Source organism: Brucella sp. JSBI001 (assembly GCF_026014005.1).
Classification (GTDB): domain Bacteria; phylum Pseudomonadota; class Alphaproteobacteria; order Rhizobiales; family Rhizobiaceae; genus Brucella; species Brucella anthropi.
Map to the genome: position 1 here is coordinate 3,231,257 of NZ_CP110339.1, position 20,521 is coordinate 3,251,777.

Genomic DNA, 20,521 nt, shown 5'->3' on the forward strand with positions numbered 1-20,521 from the left:
TAATAGAAATGGCGGCTGATGGCCGCCATTTTGCTATCCTGCTCTCAGGAGCCTGATCGCTTCGTCGCGCCCGAAAAGATATAGCAACACGCGCAGTGCTTGTCCGCGTTCGGCTTCCAGATCTGGATCGCTTGTCAGAATATAGCGCGCATCCTTGCGGGCTATTTCCAGAAGATCACCATGCGCTTCGATGGAGGCCAAGCGGAAGCCTGGGGTGCCGGATTGCCGCGTGCCGAGCAATTCGCCTTCGCCACGCAGTTTCAAATCTTCTTCCGCGATACGAAAACCGTCTTCGGTCTCGCGCATGACCTTCAGTCGGGCTTGTGCGATTTCGCCCAGCGGGCCTTTGTAAAGCAGCAAGCACGTTGACGGTTTGTCGCCGCGCCCCACGCGACCGCGCAACTGGTGCAGTTGCGACAGGCCGAAACGTTCGGCATGTTCGATAACAATGATCGTCGCATCGGGGACATCTACGCCGACTTCGATCACAGTGGTCGCGACCAGTACCCGCGTTTCGCTCTGCTTGAATGCCCGCATGGCTTCGTCTTTTTCAGCCCCGTTCATGCGGCCATGGATGAGACCGATGCGATCCCCAAAGACGGGTTTGAGGCTCTCGAAACGTTCCTCTGCCGAAGTCAGTTCAACGACTTCGGATTCCTCAACGAGCGGGCAAATCCAGTAGATTTTCTGTCCTTCTGCCACAGCTTTTCGGATGCGCTCGACAAGTTCACTCATACGCTCCATTGGCACGATGGCGGTCGTAATGGGCTGGCGTCCGGCAGGCTTCTCGGTCAGTTTCGACACGTCCATATCGCCAAAGGCGGTGAGGACGAGGGTGCGCGGAATAGGTGTAGCCGTCATGACCAGCATATCCGGTGCAGAACCCTTTGCGGTCAGCATCAGGCGTTGGTGCACGCCAAAACGATGCTGTTCATCGATGATGACCAGAACGAGGTCGTGATACTCGACCTTTTCCTGAAACAGCGCGTGTGTACCGATGACGATATCGATTTCACCAGTTTTCAATCCTTCGAGAACTGCATTCCTGTCACGGCCCTTTTCGCGACCGGTCAGAAGGGCGGCTTTCAGTCCCGCTTTCTCCGCAAGCGGCGCGATGGTTGCAAAATGCTGACGGGCGAGAACTTCCGTCGGCGCCATGAGTGCTGACTGTCCACCAGATTCTGCGGCGTGGGCCATGGAAAGCAATCCAACGACCGTCTTGCCGGAGCCGACATCGCCCTGCAAAAGCCGCAACATGCGCTCCGGCGACTTAAGATCTGTGATGATTTCGCGAGCAGCCTGATCCTGCCCCTTGGTCAAGCGATAGGGCAGGTGGCGCATGATTTCGGCGACGATGCGCCCTGTACCTTCCAGAGGACGACCGGAAAGCCGCCGTGTTTTCGCGCGAACAAGGGCGAGTGCCAATTGTCCGGCCAGAAACTCGTCATATGCAAGCCTGCGCCGCGAAATGCTTTCAAGCGCGATATCCGACGGGTCTTCAGGCAGGTGAAGCGTGTTCAGCGATTGCTGGAAACTGATGAAGCGCTCCCGCGCCAGCAACGGGCCGTCGATCCATTCCGGCAGCGGAGGCACGCGGGTCAGTGCTTCCTTGACGGCGCGCGCCAATGTCTTTGGCGACAGACCCGCGGTCAGCGGATAGACCGGTTCGACCATCGGCAGATTGGCTGCATCTTCCAGGCTCGCAATATAGTCCGGGTGGACCATGGAGGCGCGACCGTTGAACCATTCCACCTTGCCCGAGACGATGACAGTCTCACCTTCAGGCAGCATTTTTTGCAGCCAAGGCAATTGCGCATGGAAGAAGGTCAGCGCGATTTCGCCGGTGTCGTCATGAGCGAAGACGCGATGCGGAACATTGCCACGCCCGGGTGGTGCAGGCTGATGCTGGTCTACGATGACTTCCAGCGTCACGATTGCGCCTTCCTGAGCAAGCGCGATACCAGGCCGATTGCGTCGGTCGATCACGCTGTGCGGTGCCAGAAACAGGAGCTGACCGACCTTGGGCTCCGCGCCCGGTATGTCGGTGCCAAGCAGTTTGCCAAGCAGGGCGGCAACCTTCGGGCCAATGCCGGAAAGCGAACGAACGGAAGCAAAAAATGGATCGAGCATGGATGGGCGCATGGGCTTGAGCATTAACTGCTTTGTCCTGCGGTGCAAGGGCGGTGCGCAATCTTTCTGTGCTCTTTTTGTTCTTGTTGGATAAACGGGTTCCCGTTTGCGGCGCAGATGCTATATACCAGCAGCAATTTGAATGATTGGAGCTTACCGAGGATGACTGGCAGCACATTGGCGACGGAAAATCTGGATGTACGGCGCCGCAAGCTTCTGTTTCGGGCGTGGCATCGCGGTATGCGCGAGATGGATTTGATCCTCGGGCAATATGCGGATGAATATATTATCGGCTTCACCGATCCGCAGCTCGAGGAGTTCGAGCATATTCTTGAAGTGCTTGACCGCGATCTTCTGAAATGGGTGACGGGTGAAAGCCCGATCCCGATCGATTACGACACGCCTCTGTTCCGCGATATTGTCGCGTTTCGCGACCGCATAGAATTCTGAGTTCAAGGTTCCCATGCCCGTTTTCAGCAAACTAGGTCTCAAGTCCTCCAGCGCGCTCGGGGCAAATCGTCATATCGTGATCGACGGCGTTGCCGACGGTTACGAGGCGTTCTGTCTTATTCGTCTGGCGGAAGAGATCGGCGAACGCGGGCCGATTATGTATATCGTGCGCGACGGGCAGCGCATTGCCGATCTGGAGCAGGTCTTGAGTTTCGTGGCGCCGGATATGCCGGTTCTGCATCTGCCTGCATGGGATTGTTTGCCTTATGACCGCGTATCGCCCGGCGCAGACGCATCGGCACGTCGGCTCGCCGCACTCAGTGCGCTGTCCCAGCTTAAAAAGGCACCGCATCCTGCCATCATTCTCACCACAGCCAATGCCGTTCTGCAAAAGCTGCCGCCGGAAGCGGCGATAGCCGAACAGGTGATTTCGGCGCGTCCCGGCAACCAGCTGGATATGAACGATCTGGCATCCCGGCTGGAGCGCAACGGTTTCGAACGTGTTTCCACCGTGCGCGACATCGGCGAGTTTGCCGTTCGTGGTGGTATTCTCGATCTTTATGCACCCGGCGCGGAAGAGCCGTTGCGGCTTGATTTCTTCGGCGACACACTGGAATCGATCCGCGCTTTCGATCCGGCTTCGCAGCGTACCACGGGCACACGCAAGGAATTCGTGCTCCAGCCGATGAGCGAAATCACGCTTTCGCCGGACATGATCAGCCGTTTCCGCAAGAATTACGTCGCGATGTTCGGTGCGCCGCAGCGCGATGACGCGCTTTATCAGGCGATCAGTGAAGGTCGTCGCTTTGCGGGCATGGAACATTGGCTGCCGCTTTTCTACGACAAGCTTGATACCGTCTTCGACCATGCGGGCAATATGCCGGTGGTTTTCGATCATCTGGTGCATGAAGCGCTGACCGAGCGCCACACAATGGTTGTCGATCACTACGAAGCGCGGCTGAGACAGGCGGAGGGCAAGGAGCCGGGCAGTGATGCCGTGCCTTACAAGCCGGTCAAGCCGGAAGCGCTTTATTTAACCCCGTCAGAGGTCGAGAAGCACGCTGAGGCCGGAGGTATGCGCATCGACCTGACGCCATTCGGTGCGCCGGAGGTTACGGGGCGGACGATTATTCATGCCGATGTGCACAAGGGCCGCAGCTTTGCCGAGGAGCGCGCGGCCACCGACGTGAACCTGTTCGAAGCGGTGGTGAAGCATATTGCCGAACTGCGTGCAGCGGGCAAGAAAGTGCTGGTTGCTGCCTGGACTGAAGGTTCTCTCGACCGTCTTTTGCAGGTCCTGGATGAACATGGGCTGGAAAAGATCGAGTCGGTTGACCGGCTTTCTACCGTCAAGGCGCTGTCACGCGACAAGGTGACGGCGGCGGTGCTGGCCGTCGAGAGCGGATTCGACGCGGGCGATCTCGTCATCGTGGCTGAGCAGGATATTCTGGGCGACCGTCTTATCCGCCGTTCCAAGCGCCGCAAGCGCGATCAGGATTTCATCTCGGAAGTTGCCTCGCTAAACGCTGGCGATATCGTCGTCCATGTCGATCACGGTATCGGTCGCTTCATTGGCCTCAAGACCATTACCGCCGCTGGCGCTCCGCATGACTGTCTTGAAATCCATTATGCGGGTGATGACCGGCTGTTTCTGCCGGTTGAAAATATCGAACTGCTCTCGCGTTATGGTTCGGAGGGCTCCGATGCGGTTCTCGACAAGCTTGGCGGTGGCGCGTGGCAGATGCGCAAGGCCAAGCTCAAGAAACGCCTGCTTGAGATTGCCGGGCATCTGATCCAGATCGCTGCCGAACGGCAGATGCGCGGTGCGCCGGTGATGACGCCGCCAGATGGTCTCTATGCCGAATTTTCTGCTCGCTTCCCCTATGATGAAACCGACGACCAGCTGACGGCAATCGAGTCCGTGGCGGACGATCTGGCTGCTGGCAAGCCGATGGATCGCCTGATCTGTGGTGATGTCGGCTTCGGCAAGACGGAAGTAGCCCTGCGTGCTGCCTTCATTGCGGCGATGAGTGGCGTTCAAGTGGCGATAGTCGTGCCGACAACGCTCCTGTCGCGCCAGCATTTCAAGACCTTCTCGAAGCGCTTCCATGGCCTGCCGATCAATCTTGCCCATGCCTCGCGTCTTGTCGGCACGAAGGAGCTTGCTGCTGCCAAGAAAGGGCTGGAAGAAGGAACTGTCGATATTGTCGTCGGCACGCATGCGCTGCTCGGCAACTCGATCAAGTTCAAGAATCTCGGTCTGCTCATCATCGATGAAGAGCAGCATTTCGGCGTCAAGCACAAGGAGCGGCTGAAGGAACTGAAGTCGGACGTGCATGTGCTGACATTGTCCGCCACGCCGATCCCGCGCACTTTGCAGCTTGCGCTGACCGGTGTGCGAGAACTCTCGCTCATTACTACGCCTCCCGTCGATCGTATGGCGGTGCGCACCTTCGTCTCACCGTTCGATCCGCTCGTCATTCGCGAGACGCTTTTGCGCGAACGCTATCGTGGCGGCCAGAGTTTCTACGTCTGCCCGCGCATTTCCGATCTTGGCGAGATAGAGGAGTTCCTGAAAACGCACGTGCCCGAACTGAAAGTGGCCGTGGCCCACGGTCAGATGGCGCCGGGCGTACTCGATGACATCATGAACGCTTTCTATGACGGCCAGTATGATGTGCTTCTGTCCACGACCATTGTGGAATCCGGTCTCGATATTCCGACGGCTAACACGATGATCGTGCACCGTGCCGATATGTTCGGTCTGGCACAGCTCTACCAGCTGCGCGGTCGTGTTGGTCGCTCGAAGCAGCGCGCTTTCGCGCTGTTCACACTTCCGGCAGGTAAGATGCTGACGCAGATGGCGGAACGTCGCCTTAAGGTTCTGCAGTCGCTCGACACGCTGGGCGCAGGCTTCCAGCTTGCCAGCCACGATATGGATATTCGCGGGGCAGGCAATCTGCTCGGCGAGGAGCAATCGGGCCATATCAAGGAAGTTGGCTTCGAACTTTACCAGCAGATGCTGGAAGAGGCGGTGGCCACGCTCAAGGGTGTGGGCGAAGTCGAAGATAGCCAGTGGTCGCCACAGATTGCCATCGGCACGGCTGTGATGATCCCCGAAGCCTATGTGCCTGACTTGCAACTGCGTCTTGGCCTTTATCGCCGTCTGGCCGATCTGGAAGAGCCGCAGGATATAGATGCTTTCGGTGCGGAACTCATTGACCGTTTTGGTCCGATGCCGGATGAAGTGCAGCATCTGCTCAAGATCGTTTACATCAAGGCGCTCTGCCGCCGCGCGAATGTCGAGAAACTCGATGCCGGTCCGAAGGGCGTGGTCATCCAGTTCCGTCATGCGACGTTCAACAACCCGGTCGGTCTGGTGAAAATGATCGGCGAGCAAGGGTCCATGGCCAAGATCAGGCCGGATCAGAGCATCGTTTTCATCCGCGACTGGCCGACACCCGAGAAACGCCTCAACGGTTCTGCCGTCATCATGACCCAACTGGCGAAGATCGCGGCGGGTTAACCCGCCGCTTCGCGTCTTTTAGCGATCTTCAGAAATCCCCGGCTCAAAGCCTTCAGCCGTCTGGCGAATAGCGTCAGCAAGGACATCTGCCGTCTGAGCGCCCATGACGGCATATTTCTGATCGATGATGAAGCATGGTACGCCGCGCACGCCGATGCGGCTGGCGGTATCGATCTCCTCACGAATCGTTGCCTTGTCTGCCTCACTTTGCAGGAGCCGGGCGACCACTTCGGCATCCATGCCGACGCTTGCCGCAGCATCAACCAGCACTTCGTGGTCGCCGATATCCTGTCCCTGCTCGAAATAGAGCGAGAACAACATGCCGACCATCCGGTCCTGCGTATCGGGTGCAGCCTGTGCTGCCCAATGGATGACGCGATGTGCGTCCAGAGTATTTGGCGCTCGGGCGATGGCATCGAAATCGAAGACAATGCCGTTTTCCTCACCAAGCTGGGTCAGCTGCTTGTGGATGTCATCAATCTTTCCGCCGGTGCCGAATTTCTCGCGCATGTAGGTCTGGCGATCCTTTCCCTGCGGAGGCAGGGTAGGGTCGAGCTGAAAGGGACGCCAGCGCACTTCCGCCTCCACATCCGGCACCATGGCAAGTGCCGCCTCAAGGCGCTTGCGCCCCAGAAAGCACCAAGGGCAGACGACGTCGGACACGACATCGATAGTTATCTTTCTGGTGGCCATGGCAATGTCTCCATACGAGAACCAGAGGCGTGGCCTCCGGTTGAATACTCATCATATATTGGGTGCATGTAGGGCGAATTACATCAACGTTAAAGCCCGATCATGGCTTTGAGCGCCACCAAGTCGGTAGTTGATAGCCATAGAGCGAAGTCTTCTTCGGATGCTCGATGCGATCCCAGCGCGCTACCCACTGATAGGGCAGGTGGTAAAGCGGAATGTAGTAATCCCCGGAGATAAGCACACGATCGAGCGCGCGGACCGCACTCACGAAATCGGCGCGGCTTCTTGCAGCCAGCAGTGCTTCAATCATCGCATCTACTGCCGGATCGGCAACACCCGGATAGTTGAAACTTCCCTGAACGTCACGTGAGGCTGCGCCCCAGCGCATCCATTGTTCGTTGCCGGGCGAAAGCGATCCGGTCAGCGCCCCGAGAATCATGTCGTAGTCGAATGTCTGGAGGCGTTGCTGATACTGGGCATCGTCCACCGTGCGTATTTCGATTGTGATGCCCAGTCGTGCGAGATTGCGCTTGTAAGCCAACGCGACTTTTTCCTCGTCGGGCGAGCGCGTCATGATCTCAAATTTAAGCGGCTTGCCAGAGGGATCAACGGCGAGGCCGTGTTCAAACTGAAAACCCGCGTCAGTCAGGAGATCATAGGCTTTCTTTGCAGGCGTGCGGTCATGACCGCTACCGTCTGTTACCGGCGGATGCCATGTACCATTCATGACATCGTCGCGAACGGCTTCGGGGAATGGTTTCAGCAACTGCTTCTCGCGGTCATCGGCAGGCTTGCCGACGGAGGAAAGCTCCGATCCTTCCCAAAAACTCTGCGTGCGGCGGTACTGATCGGCGAAAAGGTTGCGGTTAGCCCATTCGAAGTCGAAGAGCAGTCCCAGAGCCTGCCGGACACGACGGTCGGCGAAAATCAGACGGCGCGTGTTGAACACGAAGCCGAACATGTTGGCTGGCGTGCCTTTCTCAAAGCTGTCCTTGATGACACGGCCCTGTTTTACAGCCGGGAAATCATAAAGCTTCTCCCATCGAGTCGGGTTTGCCTCGATGAAAACATCCAGCAGCCCCTTCTTGAAAGACTCAAACAGGGACGTCTCGTTTCGGTAATATTCAATCGTCAACGTATCGAAGTTGTTGAGACCGCGCTGCGACGGCAGATCCTTGCCCCAATAGTCAGGGTTGCGCTTGTAGATAATACGCTGGCCGGGCTGCACGCCGGAAACGAGATACGGGCCGCTGCCGACAGGCGGTTTCAGGGATGAATTGCCAAAGGTTTCGCGATCAATGGCGTGCTTTGGCAGCACCGGCATCGATGAGGCAATCAGCATCGGAAATTCGCGATCCGACTTGTCGTTGAAGGTGAAGCGAACAGAGCGCTCCCCCGTCTTTTCGATCTTCTCGACCCGACTCATCCGGTTGTTGTAGGGAGGGCGTCCCTTTTCCGTCAGGATATCGTAGGTGAAGAGAACGTCATCTACCGTCACCGGCTGGTCGTCCGACCATTTCGCTTTCGGGTTCAGGGTGAATTCGACCCATTTGCGGTCCGGGTCAACCGCAACCTTTTCAGCAAGCAGGCCGTAAAGGGTAAAGGGTTCGTCCCGCGAGCGCTGCATGAGCGTTTCGTAAACCAGATTTCCGAGGTCGACATCCCCGAACAGGCCGCGCGCTGTCGTACGCATGCTTTTCAGAACAAATGGGTTGAGACTGTCGAAAGTGCCGACAACGCCCATTGTGATGGCGCCGCCCTTCGGGGCGTCGGCATTTGCATAGGGGAAATGGGTGAAGTCAGCCGGCAGCGCCACATCTCCATGCATGGAGAGCGCATAGTCCGGCTGTGCTTCGGCTATCGCCTGCGCCGGCAGCACGCCGACGACAGCTCCGGTAAGGCTCGCAAGAACCACTTTGCGGAGAAAGGCAATCAATCCGTTCAACTTCAATCGTCCATTGTAAATAAGTTTGATGGTCGGCGCCGGGAGGCGTCGATTCGGAACCGAAAACTAGCATGATCGTACATTAAGTGCGGAATTAGGGCGTGTCCGTCACGCGACAGTAGGGGCTAAAATAAAGATTTTGGCGGATTCCGGGCATGGAATGTCGAAACTCATCTGGATTCATACCCCTAGTCGTTGTAACACGGCTCCGGATTGGGGCCCGCAAGGGTCCGGATGGGGGCTAAAATCCCCAAGGTCACGCTGTTGCCGCATTTTAAAACCAGTGACGGTCTATCGCTGACTTATAATACAGAACGGGAACTATAGATCAGAGCGTTGAAAGGAACCTGTTGATCATGTCCAGCACTAAGACAATCGCTGCCGCATCTGCCATTGCTGGCGCGTTCGCCCTGCTTGCCTCCGCGACGATGCCTGCATCGGCACAGCAGCCGCCACAGGGCTGGTTCAAGGTTTGCTCGAAGCAGGAAGACAATGACATCTGCAACACGCAGAACATCGTCACCGCGGATTCTGGCCAGCTCCTGACTGCCGTCAACCTCATCGAGATCAAAGGCAAGATCAACCGCAAGATCTTTCAGGTGACCGTTCCTATTGGTCGTCTGATTCCTGCCGGCGTCGGCCTCCAGATCGACAACAACAAGCCGGTCAAGCTTGAATACGGCATCTGCTTCCCGGATCGCTGCATCGCAGAAGCTCCGCTGACCGACGATCTCATTAATGCGCTCAAGAAGGGCGGCAAGCTAACCCTGACTTCGGTCAACTATCAGAACAAGCCGAACCCGATTCCGGTTGCACTCACCGGCTTCTCTGGCGCTCTGACCGGCCCGGCTCTCAAGCAGTCGGAACTGGAAGAACGCCAGAAGGAACTTCAGGACGCCGTCCAGAAGCGCCAGAAGGATTTCGAAGCCAAGATGAAGGCTGAACAGGACAAGGCAAAAGGCGCAGCGAACTAAATTGCTGTCTGTCCAGTGTGTTATGAAAAAGGGGCGCTTTGAGCGCCCCTTTTTTGAACCATCACTTTAGAAGATAGTGCTATATTAGTTAGAATGTTGCGACTTTACGCGATAGGAACCATTGTCCTGTCGATCAAACATCTCCTCGATCTGAGGATGGCGCAAAGGCTCGCCGCTTAAATCCGGCACCAGGTTCTGCTCCGATACATAGGCGACATATTCGGATTCCGCGTTTTCCGCGAGCAGATGGTAAAACGGCTGGTCGCGATGCGGGCGCGCTTCTTCCGGAATGGACTCATACCATTCCTCCGTATTTGCAAATTCGGGGTCTACGTCAAAGATAACCCCGCGGAAGGGGAATAGCCGGTGCTTGACGACCTGACCGATCTGAAATTTCGCGTGCTTTATCTGTGTCATACCCATGCAACACTATGTAGTTCACCGCGTGACAAATTAAAGTCGGCGGCAACCGGCAATTCTGTCTGTTCGATGTCTCGGATGGTCCGAAAATCAAGTTAGCTGGAACGTTTGCCGTCGCTTCGGTGTGGAAGGCTTGGCAGTTTCGGTAGCAGATGCGAGAAACCGCTGCCAGGACGAAGCCCCTCACGCATGAAGAATGCGCGTAGCGGTGCGAATGAGCGAAGCATTTCCAATCCCACTCCACGCGCGATCTGCGCCGGAAGCATGCCGGAGAGAAGCGAACGATTGAGCGCATCGACAGAGCCGGTGCGGGCTAGAATATCCGGACGTCTTGCGCGGTCATAGGCGCGAATGACCCGATCTGAGCCCGGGTCGACAGGATCGCTTTCGATAGCCTTGACCAGCGTTTCGACATCGCGGGAACCCAGATTGAGGCCTTGTGCGCCAATCGGTGGAAACACATGCGCGGCTTCACCAATCAGGATCGTGCGCTTGGCTGCAAAGACATGGGGCACGAGGCCGGAAAGGGGCCAGGCTTGCGGCTTGATCTCGAGGTTAATCTTGCCCAGCATGGACTGCATCATGTCTTCGATGCGCTGAGCGAGCGTGGCTTCGTCAAGCGCAAGCAGTGCTTCGGCGCGACCGGGATTGACCACCCAGACGAGGCTTGAGCGTTTGCCTTTCAACGGCACTTGAGTGAAAGGGCCTTCTTCGGTGTGGAACTCCGACGAAATATTCTCGTGGTCGACGCTATGCGAGAAGGAAAGCACGACGGCTGTTTGCGGATAGCTCCAGCGGCGTGTGCGGATGCCTGCCGCTTCGCGGGCCATCGAATTGCGCCCGTCGGCAGCCACGACCAGCCGCGTATGCAATGTGTCGCCACCCGAAAGCGTGATGGTTACGTGGTCACCATTGTGGCGGTACTCGATGACGGAGGCATTGATGCGCTGGATATTCGGATTGCGGGAAACGGCTTCAGCCAGCTTCTCGTTCAAAACGGCATTGGGGATATTGTAGCCGAACGCAGTCTCATCGATTTCGCCCGCACGGAAGGTGACGACAGGGCTTCTCACGAGGCGCCGCGTTGCGTCGACAATGCGCATGGAAGCGAGGGGGGCTGCTTCCGGCTCGATATCCGACCAGACGCCCAGTCCCTCCAGTAGTCTGATGGCGGGCATCATGAGTGCGGTGGTGCGGCGGTCACCCTTATCGGTCTCCGGTCCAAGCAACACGGTGCGATAGCCTTTTGCGCCAAGCGCCAGCGCTGCCATCATCCCGGCAGGCCCGCTGCCGCTGATGACAATGTCAGTGAGAGGCTTGTTCACAACAAGATCGTTCATCGTGTTTCATCCCTGGTCCGACAGTGCAGACCTCGTGACCGTTCGCTATGCATATCGCATTGTCTGATGATTCCAGACGGATGCGTTTGAGCTGCACTTAAACCGAATTGCAGGCAAAAGACCATTCTTCCGTGGGATTATGGCGGATTTGCCTCACGCCTTACTTGCTCTTTTGTGCTTATTCAGGGAAAGCTGCTTGCAGGATCATGGCTTTTCCTGGGGGAGAAGCTATTCAACGATCTTGAGGGTTGGGGACGTCAGTTTGTTTGGTGTACGCGTTCCCCGTTTGATGAAATTTACTCGCTGCCTTAGAGCGCCGTGCGTCCTTGCGGACGCACAAAGGACGCTCTAACTTGTTGAATCTACGCATCGTGCTTTTCAAAAAGCGATTCCGATTTTTGAGCCGATGCGGGGAATGTCTTGGGCGGGATATGCGCGGCGACAAACTGAAATGGCGGACGGCGTGAAAACCAAACTGACCGGAAAACTCAAAGCCAAAAAAGTCACCGCGCCGCAAGCCAAGGCGTTTTCGGTTCATCTTCTGACGGCATCGGGTTCGTTTCTGGCGTTCCTTTCCATCGTGGCGGCCAGTGATGGGCGCTATACGGCGATGTGGTGGTGGCTGGGGCTGGCGCTTTTCGTCGACGGCATCGATGGCCCCATCGCGCGCAAGCTTGAAGTCAAATATGTTCTGCCGAACTGGTCTGGCGAGCTTCTCGACAACATCATCGACTATGTCACCTATGTTCTGATACCGGCTTTCGCGCTTTATCAAAGCGGGTTTATGGGGACTTATCTGTCCTTCATATCCGGCGCGATCATCGTGGTTTCGAGCGCGATCTATTATGCCGATACCGGCATGAAGACGAAGGAGAACTTCTTCAAGGGGTTCCCGGTCGTCTGGAACATGGTGGTCTTTACGCTTTTCATCGTCAAACCGGGCGAGTGGGTCGCTTTCGCAACCGTTGTCGTATCGGCAATCCTGTCGTTCCTGCCGATCAATTTCCTGCATCCAGTGCGCGTTGTGCGCTTGCGACCGCTTAATCTGACGGTTTTCCTGCTCTGGTGTGCCTTTGGCGCGGCTGCGCTCTATTATACTCTGGACGCGCCGCTGTGGGTTCGCGTCGGTATTTCCGTGACGGGCCTCTACATCTACTTCATCGGCGCTGTCATGCAGTTTTTCCCAGGATTGGGACGGACTGCGACCGTCATCGCGGCTGAGAAAGCCGCTGCCGCAAAGAAGAGTGGAGAAGCATGATGATCAATGCCATTCGCGTCCATCAGACCGGTGGGCCGGAAGTCATGAAGTATGAACAGATCGAGATAGGCGAACCCGGTCCGGGCGAGGCAAAAGTGCGCCATGAAGCCGTCGGTCTGAACTTCATCGACGTTTATTTCCGCACCGGGCTTTACAAGGCAGCCCAGATGCCTTTCACGCCCGGCAATGAAGGCGCGGGCACAGTCATTGCTGTCGGTCCGGGTGTTAAGGGTGTTCGTGTCGGTGACCGTGTTGCCTATGTGGCGACACCGGGCTCCTATGCAGACGAGCGCATTCTGCCAGCGGACCGGCTGGTCAAGGTTCCGGATAATGTCGATCTGAAAACCGCCGCCTCCATGATGCTGAAAGGCATGACGGCGCAATATCTTCTGCGGCGTACATTCAAGGTGGAGCCGGGGCAGACGATCCTGTTTCATGCCGCTGCTGGCGGTGTAGGCTTGATTGCCGGACAATGGGCGAAGCATCTTGGCGCCACCGTCATCGGTACGGCGGGATCGGAAGAAAAGATCGCGCTGGCCAGAAAGCATGGCTACGACCATGTCATCAATTACCGCACCGAGAACTTTGCCGAAAAGGTGAAGGAACTGACGGGCGGAGCGGGTGTCGACGTTGTCTATGATTCTGTTGGGCGCGATACCTATATGGGCTCGCTCGACGTGTTGAAGCCGCTTGGCATGTTTGCCTGCTTTGGCCAGTCATCGGGTGTCATTCCGCCGTTTGATCTCGGCATTCTGGCGCAGAAGGGTTCGCTCTTTGCCACGCGTCCTACGCTGTTCAATTATATCGCCAAGCGGGCGGACCTCGAAAAGACGGCAGCAGAGCTTTTCGACGTGGTCGGAAGCAGAGCCGTCAAGATCGAGATCAACCAGACCTATGCGCTCAAGGATGCGGGCAAGGCGCATGAGGATCTGGAAGCCCGCAAGACGACGGGAACCACCATTCTGCTTCCATGATCGGGCTGATGATTGCAGCAGTGTGTATATGTCCACCGCTGCTTGCTTTTGGGCTTTTCAAGAGCAGAGTTGCTGGATAAGGTCGCTCAAAAATATAATTTTGGGGAACAATGACAGCGCCTTTAACCGACCGGCCTCTTCTGGATGTCCGCCGGCTCACGAAAGTATTTGGTCAGCTGCGGGCCTGCGATGGTGTCGATCTCACCATCGGGGAAGGCGAAATTCACGCGCTTCTGGGTGAAAACGGTGCCGGAAAATCCACCTTTGTGAAAATGTTGTTCGGCGCGTTGCAGCCACTTGAAGGCGAAATCGTCTGGAAGGGGCAACCTGTCACGATAGACGAACCGGCCACCGCAAGAAAACTTGGTATAGGCATGGTTTTTCAGCATTTTTCGCTGTTCGACTCGCTTACTGCCGCTGAGAACATTGCCTTGTCGCTCGACCGTTCGCTGCCGCTTTCAGACGTTGCGAAGCGTGCGCGTGAGGTTGGCAAGACGTACGGTCTTCCGGTCGACCCGCAGGCCCATGTTGGTGATCTGTCCGTCGGCGAACGTCAGCGTATCGAGATCGTGCGCTGTCTTCTTCAGGAGCCGGATCTTATCATCCTCGATGAACCGACTTCGGTGCTGACGCCGCAAGAAGCCGACAAGTTGTTTGAAACGCTGGAGCGCCTGAAAGCCGAAGGCAAGTCGATCCTCTACATCAGCCACCGTCTTGAGGAAGTGAAGCGGCTTTGTGATCGCGCGACCGTGTTGCGGCATGGCAAGGTCGTTGCGCATTGCGATCCGCGCAAGGAAACCGCCGCGTCGCTCGCCCGTATGATGGTCGGTAATGATATCAATGTCGTGGCACGCAGTCCCATCGCGGCGGCGGTAGATGTCGGTAAGGACGCGCTTTTTGAAATCAAGTCACTGTCGCAACCGCCGCGTGGGCCATTTTCGACGGCATTGAAAGATATTTCTCTCTCGGTCGCCGCAGGCGAAGTCGTTGGCATTGCCGGTGTTGCAGGCAACGGGCAAGGTGAATTCTTCGAAGCTGTTTCGGGCGAAGTGCTGCAGTCAAATCCATCGAATGTGCGCATTCGCGGGAAGGATGCAGGCAAGGCCGGCATCAGCGACCGCCGCATGATGGGGGCAGCCTTCGTTCCGGAGGAGCGGCTTGGTCACGGTGCTGTTCCGACCATGACGCTGACCGACAATCTGTTCTTGTCGCGATACAAGACCGACGCAAAGATGTTCCTGCGTGGTGGCAAGATGAAGCTGATCGCAGAGAGCGCGCTTCGATCGGCTGCCAAACGCATCATTGAACGGATGGATGTGCGCAAGAGTGCTGAAAATCCGCCCGCATCTGCACTTTCTGGCGGAAACCTGCAGAAATTCATCATCGGGCGCGAGCTTGATCGCTCACCATCGGTCATGGTTGTGAACCAGCCGACATGGGGCGTGGATGCCGGTGCCGCAGCACATATCCGGCAGGCACTTGTCGATCTTGCGCGCTCCGGTTCCGCAGTTCTCGTCATCAGTCAGGACCTTGATGAGCTTCTTGAAATCAGTGACCGCATTGCCGTGATGAATCATGGCCAGCTCTCCGATCCTCTGCCGATTGCCGATGTAACGCTGGAAAAGATCGGTCTTTTGATGGGCGGTATCTCAGGAGAGGCGGGAGCTGCATGATGCGGATTGAACTCGTCAAACGCCCGCAGCCGTCGAGACTTTTCAGCGCCTTGTCACCATTGCTGGCACTGTCGTTGACGCTGATTTTCGGCGGACTTGCTTTTGCGCTGATGGGCAAGGATCCGTTACATGCGCTTTATGTCTTCTTTGTCGAGCCTTTGTTCGACATCTGGTCTTGGCATGAATTGCTCGTGAAGGCTGCGCCGCTGATCCTGATCGCAGTCGGCCTCTGCGTCTGCTTTCTGTCCAACAACTGGAACATCGGTGCCGAGGGGCAGTTCATCGCCGGTGCCATAGCGGGATCGATCCTGCCCGTCATGTTCCCTGATCTGCAGTCTTGGGTGGTTCTGCCCCTGATGATGCTGATGGGGATGGCAGGCGGCGCGGCCTATGCATCCATTCCCGCTTTGCTGAAAGTGCGCTTCAATACCAATGAAATCCTGACCAGCCTTATGCTTGTCTATGTCGCGCAGCTGTTCCTCGACTGGCTGGTGCGCGGGCCATGGCGCAACCCGGAAGGATATAATTTCCCGGAAACCCGTCAGTTCAACGATAGCGCCATTCTGCCGGAAATCTGGAGCGCATCGGGCCGCGCGCATTGGGGCTTCATCTTTGCGCTCGTTGCAGCGGTTGTCGTCTGGCTCCTGCTCAAGCACACGCTGAAGGGTTTTGAGGTCAAGGTGATCGGCCAAAGTCCAAGAGCCGGGCGTTTCGCGGGTTTCAGCGCGGGCAAGATGGTGTTCTTCGTCTTTGCGGTTTCCGGTGCCCTTGCCGGTCTCGCAGGCATCGCGGAAACCTCCGGTGCCATCGGCCAGCTTCGTCCGGTCATATCTCCGGGCTACGGTTTTACGGCGATCATCGTCGCGTTTCTGGGACGCCTCAATCCGCTGGGAGCAATAGCAGCCGGTCTGGTGTTGGCGCTTTCCTATCTTGGAGGCGAAGCTGCACAGGTTGCTATCGGCATCTCCGAAAAATCTGCGCGCGTGTTTCAGGGCATGATCCTGTTCTTCGTTCTCGCTTGCGATACACTCATCCTTTATCGCATTCGCTTCATATCCGGTCGCCAAGCGGGAAAGGCCTGATCCCATGGATTTGACGCAGGCTATTCTTCTCACAATTGCAACAACAGCGACGCCGCTCCTGATCGCTGCCATCGGCGAACTGGTTGTTGAACGTTCCGGCGTGCTCAATCTTGGTGTCGAGGGCATGATGCTGATGGGGGCCGTGTCCGGCTTCGCCATTGCACAAATGACCGGTTCGGCCTGGTTGGGCTTGTTTGCCGCCGTTCTGGTCGGTGCGCTTTTCTCCGCTATTTTTGGCTTTCTGACGCTCATACTCGTCACCAATCAGGTCGCAACCGGGCTGGCGCTGACGATCCTTGGCGTTGGAGCATCGGCCTTGCTCGGTGAAAGCTTTGTCGGGCTTCCCGGTGTCCGGCTTGAAGCCATCCATATTCCCTATCTGACCGATCTGCCGCTTGTCGGGCGGTTCTTCTTCGGGCAGGATCCGATCTTCTATCTTTCGATCCTGCTGGTCGTCGGCGTGGCATGGTTTCTGTTCCGCACGCGGGTAGGGCTTACATTGCGCGCCATCGGTGACAGCCATGGCTCGGCCCATGCGCTCGGCGTGCATGTGGTGCGCACGCGCTTTCTGGCGGTTTTGTTCGGCGGTGCTTGTGCTGGTCTTGCAGGCGCGCAATTGTCACTCGTCTACGTGCCGCAATGGGTGGAAAACATGACGGCTGGTCGTGGCTGGATCGCACTTGCGCTTGTCGTGTTCGCATCGTGGCGGCCATGGCGCGTATTGATCGGCGCTTACTTGTTCGGTGCGGTGACCATTGGTCAGCTTCACGCGCAGGCGCTGGGCTTTGGCCTGCCATCGCAGTTTCTGTCTGCGCTGCCTTATCTCGCGACGATTGTGGTGCTGGTCATCATATCGCGCAACAAGCGCCTGACGATGATGAATACGCCGGCTTCGCTCGGCAAACCGTTCGTGCCAGACCGGTAGAACGAACGGCTGAGGGGTAGACGTAAACCGTCCCAAGGGTTTTCGTTTTGGTTAGAGGGTAAAAACAAGGAGTGCAGGGAACATGAAAAAGACGCTTATGGCGATTGCCACTGCGGCGAGCTTTATGCTCGGCGGCGCGGCGCATGCAGAAGAAAAACTGAAGATCGGTTTCATTTATATCGGACCTCCGGGCGATTTTGGCTGGACCTATCAGCACGATCAGGCCCGCAAGGAGCTGGTCGAGGCACTCGGCGACAAGATCGAAACCACCTTTCTGGAAAGCGTTCCGGAAGGTGCCGATGCTGAACGTTCCATCGAACGTCTGGCGCGTGCTGGCAACAAGCTGATCTTCACGACGTCGTTCGGATATATGGATCCGACCCTCAAGGTTGCCAAGAAATTCCCGGACGTGAAGTTCGAACATGCGACCGGCTACAAGACTGCCGACAACATGTCTGCCTATAATGCGCGCTTCTATGAAGGCCGTTATGTGCAGGGCGTGATCGCCGCCAAGATGTCGACCAAGGGTGTTGCCGGTTACATCGCCTCCGTACCGGTGCCGGAAGTCGTGCAAGGCATCAATGCGTTCATGCTCGGCGCGCAGTCGGTTAATCCCGACTTCAAGGTCAAGGTGATCTGGGTCAATTCGTGGTTCGATCCGGGCAAGGAAGCTGATGCAGCCAAGGCACTGATCGACCAGGGTGTAGACATCATCACCCAGCACACCGATTCCACCGCTGCCATTCAGGTGGCGCATGATCGCGGCATCAAGGCTTTCGGTCAGGCTTCGGACATGATCAAGTTTGCGCCTGACACGCAGCTTACCGCTGTCGTGGACGAGTGGGGCCCTTACTACATTGATCGCGCCAAGGCTGCTCTCGACGGTTCATGGAAGAGCCAAAACATCTGGTGGGGCATGAAGGAAGGCCTCGTGAAGATGGCGCCTTATACCAACATGCCGGACGATGTGAAGAAATTGGCCGAAGAAACCGAAGCCAAGATCAAGTCGGGCGAACTGAAGCCTTTCACCGGTCCGATCACGAAGCAGGACGGTTCCGTCTGGCTGAAAGAAGGCGAGCAGGCTGACGACAAGACCTTGCTTGGCCTCAATTTCTACGTCGCTGGCGTGGACGACAAGCTGCCGCAGTAAGCGGTTCCATACAGAAACAAAGAAGGGCGCTCAAAGCGCCCTTTTCATTTTCTTACAAAATATTGAAGCTATTTGTTAAAGCGATAGCTTAAGTCCTTCATGACTATCGGTGAAGCCGAGCGACTGATAAAAACGCAGCGCGTCGGAACGCGACTTATCGGTCGTCAGTTGCACAAGGCCGCAGCCGCGTTCACGGCATTGCTCGATTGCCCAAACGATCATCTGACGGCCTACTCCGCCGCCACGAATATGGCTCGCAATCCGCACGCTTTCGATCTGTCCGCGCCACATGCCCATCCGCGACAGGCCGGGTATAAAGCTGATTTGCATGCAACCAATGATCTCGCCATCATGTTCAACGACAGCCAGGAGCTGATTGGGATCGGCATCGATTGCCGCAAAGGCGCTGCGATAGGAATCCCGCAAGGGGAGGCTCGCATCTTCGCGCTGTGCGCCGAGCGCATCATCGGCGAGCATGGCGATAATTGCCGCCACGTCAGCCGCGGCGGCTTTTCTGATCGCTATGGCAGCTTCCGCCGCCATCAGACCGCGATACCATGCAGATCGTAAGCGTCGCTCGCCTCGATCTTCACCGTTACGATGTCGCCGACGCGTAGCGGGCGGCGCGACTGGATGTGAACGCTGCCGTCGATTTCCGGAGCGTCGTAGCGCGTACGGCCTTTGCCGATTGTGCCGTTTGCTTCATCAATGATGACCGGCAGGCGCTTACCAACTTTCTTCTTGAGGAGATTGGTCGAAATCTGCTGCTGCTTGGCCATGAAACGATGCCAGCGGGCTTCCTTGATTTCTTCCGGCACCTGCTCGAGACCAAGATCATTGGCCTTTGCACCCTTGACCGGTTCATATTTGAAGCAGCCGGCGCGTTCGATCTTGGCTTCATCGAGCCAGTCGAGAAGTATTTCGAAATCTTCTTCCGTTTCGCCGGGATAGCCGACGATAAAGGTGGAACGCACGGCCAGGTCCGGGCAGGTCTCACGCCAGGCCTGAATGCGGCGCGAGGTCTTTTCCTGATGTGCCGGACGGCGCATATTCTTCAGAACCGCCGGGGAGGCGTGCTGGAAAGGAATATCCAGATAAGGCAGAATCTTGCCTTCAGCCATCAGCGGAATGACTTCATCGACATGCGGGTAAGGGTATACGTAGTGCATACGCACCCACACGCCCATATCGCCCAGTTCACGCGAGAGGTCGAGGAACTTGGTGCGAACCGTGCGGTCCTGCCACATGGCTTCCTGATACTTGATGTCGAGGCCATAGGCGCTCGTATCCTGCGAGATGACGAGGATTTCCTTCACGCCAGCAGTCACCAGCTTCTCGGCCTCGCGCAGCACCTGATCAATCGGGCGCGAGACGAGATCGCCGCGCAGCGCCGGAATGATGCAGAAGGAGCAGCGGTTCGAACAGCCTTCGGAGATTTTGAGGTAGGCGTAGTGGCGCGGGGTCAGCTTCACGCCCTGCGGCGGCACCAGGTCCACAAATGGATCGTGCGCGGGAGGGACGGCTTCATGCACCGCGCTCATTACGCTTTCATAAGCCTGCGGGCCGGTGATGGCCAGTACGTTCGGATGACGCTCACGGATGACATCGGGTTCTGCGCCAAGGCAGCCGGTTACGATGACTTTGCCGTTCTCGTTGAGAGCAAGGCCGATGGCATCCAGCGATTCATCGCGGGCGGAATCAAGAAAGCCGCAGGTATTGACGATCACCAGATCGGCACCGTCATGCTTGCGGGAGATTTCATAGCCCTCGGAGCGAAGGCTGGTGATGATGCGTTCGGAATCGACAAGCGCCTTCGGGCAGCCAAGAGAAACGAAACTGACGCGCGGTGCGCTCATTGGGAGAACCTTGCAAAATATCGGAAATTGCGCGCGCAATATCACGATAAAGGGGCAACGGTAAAGTTGAGATGATAAAAAAAGCCGGAGCGCAAAGCCCCGGCTTCCATTCGCAAAGCGGATTT

General features: G+C 57.0%; 16 protein-coding genes. 9 read left to right on the plus strand and 7 right to left on the minus strand.

From position 1 onward, the window contains the following. Positions 1-33: 33 nt before the first annotated feature. Positions 34-2,154: an ATP-dependent DNA helicase RecG gene (gene recG / locus LJ361_RS15255; protein WP_029375959.1), complete on the minus strand. Its 2,121-nt coding sequence runs from the start codon at positions 2,152-2,154 to the stop codon at positions 34-36. Between the two features lie 138 nt (positions 2,155-2,292). On the opposite strand from recG, the gene LJ361_RS15260 reads away from it, so the two are divergent. Both LJ361_RS15260 and mfd read left to right on the plus strand, forming a co-directional pair. Further along, on the plus strand, positions 2,293-2,580 hold the full coding sequence (locus LJ361_RS15260) for a succinate dehydrogenase assembly factor 2 (protein ID WP_010658839.1): 288 nt from the start codon (positions 2,293-2,295) through the stop codon (positions 2,578-2,580). Between the two features lie 13 nt (positions 2,581-2,593). After that, positions 2,594-6,106 (plus strand): transcription-repair coupling factor, encoded by a 3,513-nt coding sequence (mfd, locus tag LJ361_RS15265; RefSeq protein ID WP_036581048.1) that lies wholly within the window; start codon positions 2,594-2,596, stop codon positions 6,104-6,106. 18 nt (positions 6,107-6,124) lie between these two features. Here mfd and LJ361_RS15270 read toward each other — a convergent pair whose 3' ends face one another. Together LJ361_RS15270 and LJ361_RS15275 are read right to left on the minus strand one after the other, a co-directional pair. Then, on the minus strand, positions 6,125-6,799 hold the full coding sequence (locus LJ361_RS15270; RefSeq protein WP_029927370.1) for a DsbA family oxidoreductase: 675 nt from the start codon (positions 6,797-6,799) through the stop codon (positions 6,125-6,127). 100 nt (positions 6,800-6,899) lie between these two features. Beyond that, positions 6,900-8,627, minus strand: a complete 1,728-nt coding sequence (locus tag LJ361_RS15275) for an extracellular solute-binding protein (RefSeq protein ID WP_226622803.1) — start codon at positions 8,625-8,627, stop codon at positions 6,900-6,902. Positions 8,628-9,100: 473 nt separating this feature from the next. On the opposite strand from LJ361_RS15275, the gene LJ361_RS15280 reads away from it, so the two are divergent. Next, positions 9,101-9,718, plus strand: coding sequence for an invasion associated locus B family protein (locus LJ361_RS15280; protein WP_010658835.1), 618 nt, complete (start codon positions 9,101-9,103; stop codon positions 9,716-9,718). An 84-nt stretch (positions 9,719-9,802) separates the two neighbouring features. Here LJ361_RS15280 and hspQ read toward each other — a convergent pair whose 3' ends face one another. Together hspQ and LJ361_RS15290 are read right to left on the minus strand one after the other, a co-directional pair. Beyond that, positions 9,803-10,141 (minus strand): heat shock protein HspQ, encoded by a 339-nt coding sequence (hspQ, locus tag LJ361_RS15285; protein ID WP_010658834.1) that lies wholly within the window; start codon positions 10,139-10,141, stop codon positions 9,803-9,805. Between the two features lie 92 nt (positions 10,142-10,233). Continuing rightward, positions 10,234-11,478 carry a UbiH/UbiF family hydroxylase gene (locus LJ361_RS15290; RefSeq protein WP_010658833.1) on the minus strand — a complete coding sequence of 415 codons (1,245 nt, stop codon included), beginning with the start codon at positions 11,476-11,478 and terminating at the stop codon, positions 10,234-10,236. A 451-nt stretch (positions 11,479-11,929) separates the two neighbouring features. On the opposite strand from LJ361_RS15290, the gene pcsA reads away from it, so the two are divergent. The 6 genes from pcsA (at position 11,930) to LJ361_RS15320 (ending at position 18,540) form a co-directional block, all read left to right on the plus strand. Continuing rightward, positions 11,930-12,736 carry a phosphatidylcholine synthase gene (gene pcsA / locus LJ361_RS15295; RefSeq protein WP_029375958.1) on the plus strand — a complete coding sequence of 269 codons (807 nt, stop codon included), beginning with the start codon at positions 11,930-11,932 and terminating at the stop codon, positions 12,734-12,736. Further along, positions 12,736-13,710, plus strand: coding sequence for a quinone oxidoreductase family protein (locus LJ361_RS15300; RefSeq protein ID WP_010658831.1), 975 nt, complete (start codon positions 12,736-12,738; stop codon positions 13,708-13,710). Before pcsA ends, LJ361_RS15300 begins: the two co-directional genes overlap by 1 nt. A 110-nt stretch (positions 13,711-13,820) precedes the next feature. Next, on the plus strand, positions 13,821-15,383 hold the full coding sequence (locus tag LJ361_RS15305) for an ABC transporter ATP-binding protein (RefSeq protein WP_010658830.1): 1,563 nt from the start codon (positions 13,821-13,823) through the stop codon (positions 15,381-15,383). After that, on the plus strand, positions 15,383-16,465 hold the full coding sequence (locus LJ361_RS15310; RefSeq protein WP_010658829.1) for an ABC transporter permease: 1,083 nt from the start codon (positions 15,383-15,385) through the stop codon (positions 16,463-16,465). Before LJ361_RS15305 ends, LJ361_RS15310 begins: the two co-directional genes overlap by 1 nt. Before the next feature lie 4 nt (positions 16,466-16,469). Next, positions 16,470-17,390: an ABC transporter permease gene (locus LJ361_RS15315; RefSeq protein WP_264811893.1), complete on the plus strand. Its 921-nt coding sequence runs from the start codon at positions 16,470-16,472 to the stop codon at positions 17,388-17,390. Between the two features lie 82 nt (positions 17,391-17,472). Beyond that, the gene (locus LJ361_RS15320; protein WP_010658827.1) at positions 17,473-18,540 is read left to right on the plus strand and encodes a BMP family ABC transporter substrate-binding protein; all 1,068 of its coding nucleotides are present in this window, start codon (positions 17,473-17,475) and stop codon (positions 18,538-18,540) included. Positions 18,541-18,615: 75 nt separating this feature from the next. Here LJ361_RS15320 and LJ361_RS15325 read toward each other — a convergent pair whose 3' ends face one another. After that, positions 18,616-19,083, minus strand: a complete 468-nt coding sequence (locus LJ361_RS15325; RefSeq protein ID WP_010658826.1) for a GNAT family N-acetyltransferase — start codon at positions 19,081-19,083, stop codon at positions 18,616-18,618. After that, a complete protein-coding gene (rimO, locus tag LJ361_RS15330) occupies positions 19,083-20,396 on the minus strand; it encodes a 30S ribosomal protein S12 methylthiotransferase RimO (RefSeq protein WP_010658825.1) in 1,314 nt (437 codons plus the stop codon). The genes LJ361_RS15325 and rimO overlap by 1 nt, the downstream gene beginning before the upstream one ends. Positions 20,397-20,521: the final 125 nt, after the last annotated feature.

What these genes read in the sequence shown, in the direction of transcription:
- LJ361_RS15310 (WP_010658829.1), top strand. Translation starts at nt 15,383, where the DNA reads ATGCGGATTGAACTCGTCAAACGCCCGCAGCCGTCGAGACTTTTCAGC.
- LJ361_RS15315 (WP_264811893.1), top strand. Translation starts at nt 16,470, where the DNA reads ATGGATTTGACGCAGGCTATTCTTCTCACAATTGCAACAACAGCGACG.
- LJ361_RS15305 (WP_010658830.1), top strand. Translation starts at nt 13,821, where the DNA reads ATGACAGCGCCTTTAACCGACCGGCCTCTTCTGGATGTCCGCCGGCTC.
- LJ361_RS15270 (WP_029927370.1), bottom strand. Translation starts at nt 6,799, where the DNA reads ATGGCCACCAGAAAGATAACTATCGATGTCGTGTCCGACGTCGTCTGC.
- hspQ (WP_010658834.1), bottom strand. Translation starts at nt 10,141, where the DNA reads ATGGGTATGACACAGATAAAGCACGCGAAATTTCAGATCGGTCAGGTC.
- LJ361_RS15325 (WP_010658826.1), bottom strand. Translation starts at nt 19,083, where the DNA reads ATGGCGGCGGAAGCTGCCATAGCGATCAGAAAAGCCGCCGCGGCTGAC.
- pcsA (WP_029375958.1), top strand. Translation starts at nt 11,930, where the DNA reads ATGGCGGACGGCGTGAAAACCAAACTGACCGGAAAACTCAAAGCCAAA.
- LJ361_RS15320 (WP_010658827.1), top strand. Translation starts at nt 17,473, where the DNA reads ATGAAAAAGACGCTTATGGCGATTGCCACTGCGGCGAGCTTTATGCTC.
- mfd (WP_036581048.1), top strand. Translation starts at nt 2,594, where the DNA reads ATGCCCGTTTTCAGCAAACTAGGTCTCAAGTCCTCCAGCGCGCTCGGG.
- LJ361_RS15300 (WP_010658831.1), top strand. Translation starts at nt 12,736, where the DNA reads ATGATCAATGCCATTCGCGTCCATCAGACCGGTGGGCCGGAAGTCATG.
- rimO (WP_010658825.1), bottom strand. Translation starts at nt 20,396, where the DNA reads ATGAGCGCACCGCGCGTCAGTTTCGTTTCTCTTGGCTGCCCGAAGGCG.
- LJ361_RS15290 (WP_010658833.1), bottom strand. Translation starts at nt 11,478, where the DNA reads ATGAACGATCTTGTTGTGAACAAGCCTCTCACTGACATTGTCATCAGC.
- recG (WP_029375959.1), bottom strand. Translation starts at nt 2,154, where the DNA reads ATGCTCAAGCCCATGCGCCCATCCATGCTCGATCCATTTTTTGCTTCC.
- LJ361_RS15280 (WP_010658835.1), top strand. Translation starts at nt 9,101, where the DNA reads ATGTCCAGCACTAAGACAATCGCTGCCGCATCTGCCATTGCTGGCGCG.
- LJ361_RS15275 (WP_226622803.1), bottom strand. Translation starts at nt 8,627, where the DNA reads ATGCATGGAGATGTGGCGCTGCCGGCTGACTTCACCCATTTCCCCTAT.
- LJ361_RS15260 (WP_010658839.1), top strand. Translation starts at nt 2,293, where the DNA reads ATGACTGGCAGCACATTGGCGACGGAAAATCTGGATGTACGGCGCCGC.